This is a genomic window from Mesorhizobium sp. B1-1-5, from assembly GCF_006443065.1.
Lineage (GTDB): Bacteria > Pseudomonadota > Alphaproteobacteria > Rhizobiales > Rhizobiaceae > Mesorhizobium.
The window spans coordinates 1-1603 of record NZ_VFWS01000330.1 but is presented as its reverse complement, the minus strand read 5'-3'; the positions used below and the strand labels follow the sequence as shown (position 1 = coordinate 1603).

Sequence of the window (1603 nt, the reverse complement as noted above, 5' to 3'; positions counted from 1 at the left end):
CGCCGTCGACTGGTGGGCGATCCTCTTCAATCCCTCCATGCCCTACCGTCTCGTCCATATGCTGCTCGCCTCCGGGCTTACGGTATCGTTCCTCATAGCCGGCCTGTCGGCGCTGCGCTATCTCAAGGGCGACCGCTCGGAATCGATGTGGAAGGCGCTGCGCACCGGCGTCTTCACCGCCGCCATCCTCATCCCCATCCAGATCCTTGCCGGCGACCAGCACGGCCTGAACACGCTCGAGCACCAGCCGCAGAAGATCGCCGCCATGGAGGCCAACTGGAACACCGGCCCCAACGTGCCGCTGGTGCTGTTTGCCATTCCGGATGAAGCGGCCAGGGAAAACAGGTTCGAGGTGACCATTCCCGACGGGGCGAGCTGGATCCTGCGGCACAGCGCCGGCGGTGTGGTGCCGGGGCTCAACGATTATCCCGGCAACCATCCGCCCGTCTTCCCGGTGTTCTGGGGTTTTCGCGTCATGGTCGGCACGGGCCTGTTGATGCTCGCCGTCTCCTGGTCGGCCGCCTTCTTCCTCAAGCGCCGTCATAGCTTGCCGAGGCCGCTGGCGCTGCTCATGGTGCCGATGACCATCTCCGGTTGGGTGGCGACGCTCGCCGGCTGGTATACGACGGAGATCGGCCGCCAGCCCTGGCTGGTGACGGGCGTGCTGAGGACCGCCGACGCCGTCGGCCCGGTGGCCGGCAGCCATGTGGCGCTGACGCTGGCCGTCTATCTCGCTCTCTACGTGCTGTTGCTGATCGCCTATCTCGGCGTTCTGGTCCACCTGGCGCTGAAGGCGGCCAAGGACGGCGACACCTCGCCGCTGCCGGGCGTGCTCAACAAGCCGATGTCGCAGCCCGCGGCTGGCGAGTAGGAGAGAGAGAAATGACCTATGACTGGCCGACCCTGCTCCCCCTCATCTTCGCCGGCCTGATGGGCCTCGCCATCCTGATCTACGTCATTCTCGACGGCTTCGATCTCGGCATCGGCATCCTGTTCGCGGCGGCCGAGGACGCCGAGCAGGACACCATGATCGCCGCCATCGGCCCGTTCTGGGATGCCAACGAGACCTGGCTGGTGCTGGCCGTCGGCCTTCTGCTGGTCGCCTTTCCGATGGCGCATGGCGTCATCCTCAGCGCGCTCTATATCCCGGTGTTCGTGCTTCTGGTCGGCCTCATCCTGCGCGGCGTGGCCTTCGACTTCCGCGCCAAGGTGGCGACGGAGCGCAAGCATCGCTGGAACCGCATCTTCTTCCTCGGCTCGCTCATCGCCTCGCTGGCGCAAGGCTATATGCTGGGCGTCTATGTGCTTGGCCTCGACTTCGGCCTGGGCGGCATGGCGTTCGGCGTGCTGGTGGCGTTCTGCCTGGCGGCGGCCTACGCCGCGATGGGGGCGGCCTGGGTCATCTACAAGGCCGAAGGCGACTTGCAGAAAAAGGCGGTGCGCTGGCTGCGCACCACATTGGTGCTGACCGCGCTCGGCATGGCTGCCGAGTCGCTGGCCACGCCCTTCGCCAGCCCGCGCATCTTCGCCAAATGGTTCGTGCTGCCCGAAATGCTCTATCTGTCGCCGCTGCCGATCCTGTCGGCGCTGCTGTTCCTGTGGC

The 1603-nt window shown here is 66.3% G+C and carries 2 protein-coding genes; both read left to right on the top strand.

Annotation, left to right across the window (positions count from 1 at the left end):
- Window positions 1-871: cytochrome ubiquinol oxidase subunit I (locus tag FJ980_RS31015; RefSeq protein ID WP_140547362.1), on the top strand; the 871-nt coding region annotated here is incomplete at its 5' end.
- Window positions 872-882: 11 nt separating this feature from the next.
- Window positions 883-1603, top strand: a 721-nt coding sequence (locus FJ980_RS31010) for a cytochrome d ubiquinol oxidase subunit II (protein ID WP_140547361.1), incomplete at its 3' end; no start/stop codon positions are given.